The organism is Aeromicrobium alkaliterrae, from assembly GCF_039529015.1.
GTDB classification, from domain to species: domain Bacteria; phylum Actinomycetota; class Actinomycetes; order Propionibacteriales; family Nocardioidaceae; genus Aeromicrobium; species Aeromicrobium alkaliterrae.
On the sequence record NZ_BAAAME010000004.1, the window covers coordinates 662,859 to 666,485 of the forward strand.

Consider the following 3,627-nt stretch of genomic DNA (forward strand, 5'->3'; position numbering starts at 1 on the left):
TCGGCGGCCAGGCCGAGGTCGCGGCACTGGGTGCCGGCGCGCTCGGCGACCTGGCCGGACCCCGCCTGCAGTCCGTGGTCGACCACGACGGCGCGGACGTCCCATCCGGCGCGCGGGCCGACGAAGGCCAGGGATGCAGCCAGCGCGAGGGAGTCGGCGCCGCCGGAGACCCCGACGAGCACGACCTGCCCGGCCTCGACGTCCGCCAGGGCGTCGCGCACCGCGGCCCGTCCGGCCGCCACCGCCGGATCCAACCGCCCGGACCCCCCGCTCACACCCACACCCGCACCGTCACCCGCGCCCGCACCCGCACCGTCACCCGCACCCATGCCCCCACCCTCCCACTCCCCGACGTACCGCTCGCGAGTGAATTCCCGCCCTATCAGGAGAGAGTTTCCGCCCTGCCAGGAGAGAGTTTCCGCCCCTGCTCGATGGCGACAGGGGCGGAAACTCACTCGCCGTGGGGCGGAAAGTCACTCGCGACGGGGCGGGAACTCACTCGCGAGCGGTGGTTCAGGGGGCGACGCGGGCGAGCCAGAGGGAGGGGTCGAGGACCTCGGCGTGGGTCGGGAGCGTCTCCTCGGAGGTCCAGACGGCGTTGAAGCCCTCCATGCCGACGGCGTCGACGACGGCGCGCACGAACACGGCGCCCTCCTGGTACTGCCGGAGCTTGCCCTCCATGCCGAGCAGCTTGCGCAGGATGCGGTCGAGCGGGCCAGCCGACTCGCGGCGCTGCGTGAAGCGCCGGCGGATCGTGGCGACCGTGCGCACGACCTCCGGCCCGACACCGTCCATCACGACGTCGGCGTGGCCCTCGAGCAGCGACATGACGCCGGTCGCCCGGGCCACGAGGGCTCGCTGCTCGTCGCTCTGGAACAGCTCGGTCAGCGACAGCTCGATCTCGCCGCGGAGCGCCTTGCCGATCTGCTCGGCGATCCGGCTGACCGCGTCGGCGTCGGTCTGGTCGAGGAAGTCCTGCACGATGCTGCGCATGTGGTCGCGCAGCCACGGGTTGGCCGTGAACTGCACCCGGTGGGTCTCCTCGTGCAGGCACACCCAGAGGCGGAAGTCGGCCGGGACGACCTCGAGCTTGCGCTCGACCTGGACGATGTTCGGCGCGACCAGCAGCAGGCGACCGGGCTCGCCGTTCGGCCCGGTCCAGAAGGGATCGAACTGGCCCAGGACGCGGCTCGACACGAGCGCGAGCACCGCGCCCAGCTCGGCACCCGACACCGCCCCGCCGACCTTGCGGGTCAGGACGTTGGTGCGCTCGTCGAGCTTCTCGAGCGTCGGGCCGAGCAGCTCGGAGAACGACCCGAGGTTCGCCTCGATCCAGCGCGGTCGGTCGACCACGAGGACGGGGGTCGCGTCGGTCGGCGCCGAGAGCCCCGTGAATTCGCGGACGGGCCCCTGCGCGCGCAGGGATGCGACCCGCAGCTCCTCCACGATCTCGGAGGCTTCCGCCGGGGACACGTCGGGCCCCGGACGGCTGAGCTTGGCACCCGTGGCACGGGCGAGCCGCCAGTCGATCATGACCTCAACCTACGGACATCGGCCCAAGACCGCTCCACCAATCCCGCAGAGAGGGCCCGGCGCCCCGGCCCGCCCTAGGGCGCCGCGCAGGTGCACCCGGCCACGGAGGCCACGACCGCGTCGACCGCGGCGCGCGAGTCGAGAGGGCGGGTGAGGTCGGCCTGGTCGACCATGACCGCGATCGACAGGACCACCCCGTCGGCCGTCGTGACCGTGCCGGCCAGCGAGTGCACCTGGTTGAGGGCGCCGGTCTTGACGCGCGCGAGGCCGCGGCCGGGGACGCCGACGAAGCGCTCGACGAGCGTGCCCGTGAACCCCGCGACCGGCAGGTCGCCGCTGAGCTCGGGCGCGGTGAGCCGTGAGGCGACCACGACCGAGGTCAACGTGGTGGGTGCGATGCGGTTCTGCCGCGACAACCCGCTGCCGTCGGTCAGCACCAGGCCGGTCGTCTCGATCCCGGCGTTCTCCAGCGCGGTCGTGACGGCTGCGGCGGCGGCCGTGAAGCTGCCCTCCTGGCCCGACGCGATCGCGACGTGCCGCGCCAGCACCTCGGCGGCCCCGTTGTCGCTCGTGAGCACCATCCGCTCGACCGCCTGCGCGACGGTGGGGCCCTCGACCTCGGCGACCGGGGTGCCTGCGGCGGGCGCCGCTCCGGGCTCGACCGACGTCACCGTGATCCCGCGCTCGGTGAGCTGCGCGGCGAAGATCGACGCCGCCGTGCCCGAGGGGTCCTCGACCCGGCGCTTGTCGACGCGGCCGCGGTCGGTCCACAGCGCCGTGATCGGGCTGACCTGGTTCTGCGCCGCGTAGGACGGCTCCCACACGGGGTTGTCGGCGGGGCCCGTGAACAGGGTGTCGTCGTAGGCCAGCTGCACCTGGGTGACGCCCTTCTCGACGAGCTCGGCGCCCGTCCGGTCGGCGAGCGTCGCCAGGTCGGCCGGGGCCGCGAAACCCTTGTCGGCCGGCGTGGCCATGAGGTACGGGTCGCCACCGCCGACCAGCACGAGGCGCGAGCCGTCGAGCACCGCCGTCGTGGTGAACCGCTGCGCTGGGTCGAGCGTCGTCAGCGCGGCGTAGCCCGTCAGCACCTTCGTGGTCGAGGCGGGGATGAAGGCGTCCGGCGAGGTCGCGAGGACCTCGGTGCCGTCGAGCTCGCGCACCGAGACGCCCACGTGCGGGCCGAGCAGCGGCTGGCCGAGCGCAGCCTCGACCGCGTTCGACACGGCCACGTCGTCGACGTCGGCCGGCGGCACCGCGGACAGCTCCTGGCTCGCCGGATCGAGCGCCTCCAGGTCCTCCGGCGCCGTGACGTAGCGGTCGCCGCAGTCGCCGCCACACAGGAAGTCGTTGAGCGATCCGCGCTGGTGCAGGACCGTCACGCCGACGATCGCGCCGACCAGAACTGCGGCGGCGGTGACCCACGCGAGCGCCCGCAGCACCGGATGGCCGGTGCGCTTGCGCACCCGGTGGCCCTGCGCTCTCGTCACATGGGCCAGACTATAGAGACGGTCGACTGCTCGAATGGCGGGCGACCACCGACGACTACGCCTGCCGTGAGCGACTCCGGCCGGCCACCACCTCTGGAGGACTAGTGATCTTCGACGTCACCGTGGAGATTCCCAAGGGCGAGCGCAACAAGTACGAGCTCGACCACAAGACCCACCGCATCCGCCTGGATCGCACCCTCTTCACCTCGATGACCTACCCCGCCGACTACGGCTTCATCGACGACTCGCTGGGCAACGACGGCGACCCCCTGGACGCGCTCGTGATCCTGCCGTTCCCGACGTTTCCGGGCTGCGTCATCGAGTGCCGCGCGATCGGCATGTTCAAGATGACCGACGACGCCGGCGGCGACGACAAGATCCTGTGCGTCCCCTCGCACGACCCGCGCCAGGCGCACCTGCAGGACATCGGCGACGTCGCGGAGTTCGACCAGAGCGAGATCCAGCACTTCTTCGAGACCTACAAGGACCTCGAGCCCGGCAAGTTCGTCGAGAAGGGCTCGCTGTGGGTCGGTCGCGAGGAGGCCGAGGCCGAGATCCAGGCCAGCTTCCAGCGCTTCAAGGACAACGGGGGCTACTGAGCCACCGA

4 protein-coding genes are annotated in these 3,627 nt (G+C 72.4%); 1 reads left to right on the plus strand and 3 read right to left on the minus strand.

What is annotated here, in order from left to right:
• The 3 genes from ABD127_RS11315 to dacB all read right to left on the minus strand — a co-directional run.
• Positions 1–242 (minus strand): PP-loop family protein (locus ABD127_RS11315; protein WP_344201369.1); only part of this gene is annotated, 242 nt, incomplete at its 3' end.
• Positions 243–513: 271 nt separating this feature from the next.
• A complete protein-coding gene (locus ABD127_RS11320; protein ID WP_344201372.1) occupies positions 514–1,533 on the minus strand; it encodes a zinc-dependent metalloprotease in 1,020 nt (339 codons plus the stop codon).
• A 74-nt stretch (positions 1,534–1,607) separates the two neighbouring features.
• Entirely contained in the window at positions 1,608–3,020 is a 1,413-nt protein-coding gene (dacB, locus tag ABD127_RS11325; RefSeq protein ID WP_344201375.1) for a D-alanyl-D-alanine carboxypeptidase/D-alanyl-D-alanine endopeptidase, read from the minus strand.
• Between the two features lie 104 nt (positions 3,021–3,124).
• On the opposite strand from dacB, the gene ABD127_RS11330 reads away from it, so the two are divergent.
• Positions 3,125–3,619: an inorganic diphosphatase gene (locus ABD127_RS11330; protein ID WP_344201378.1), complete on the plus strand. Its 495-nt coding sequence runs from the start codon at positions 3,125–3,127 to the stop codon at positions 3,617–3,619.
• The last annotated feature ends 8 nt before the right edge of the window (positions 3,620–3,627 follow it).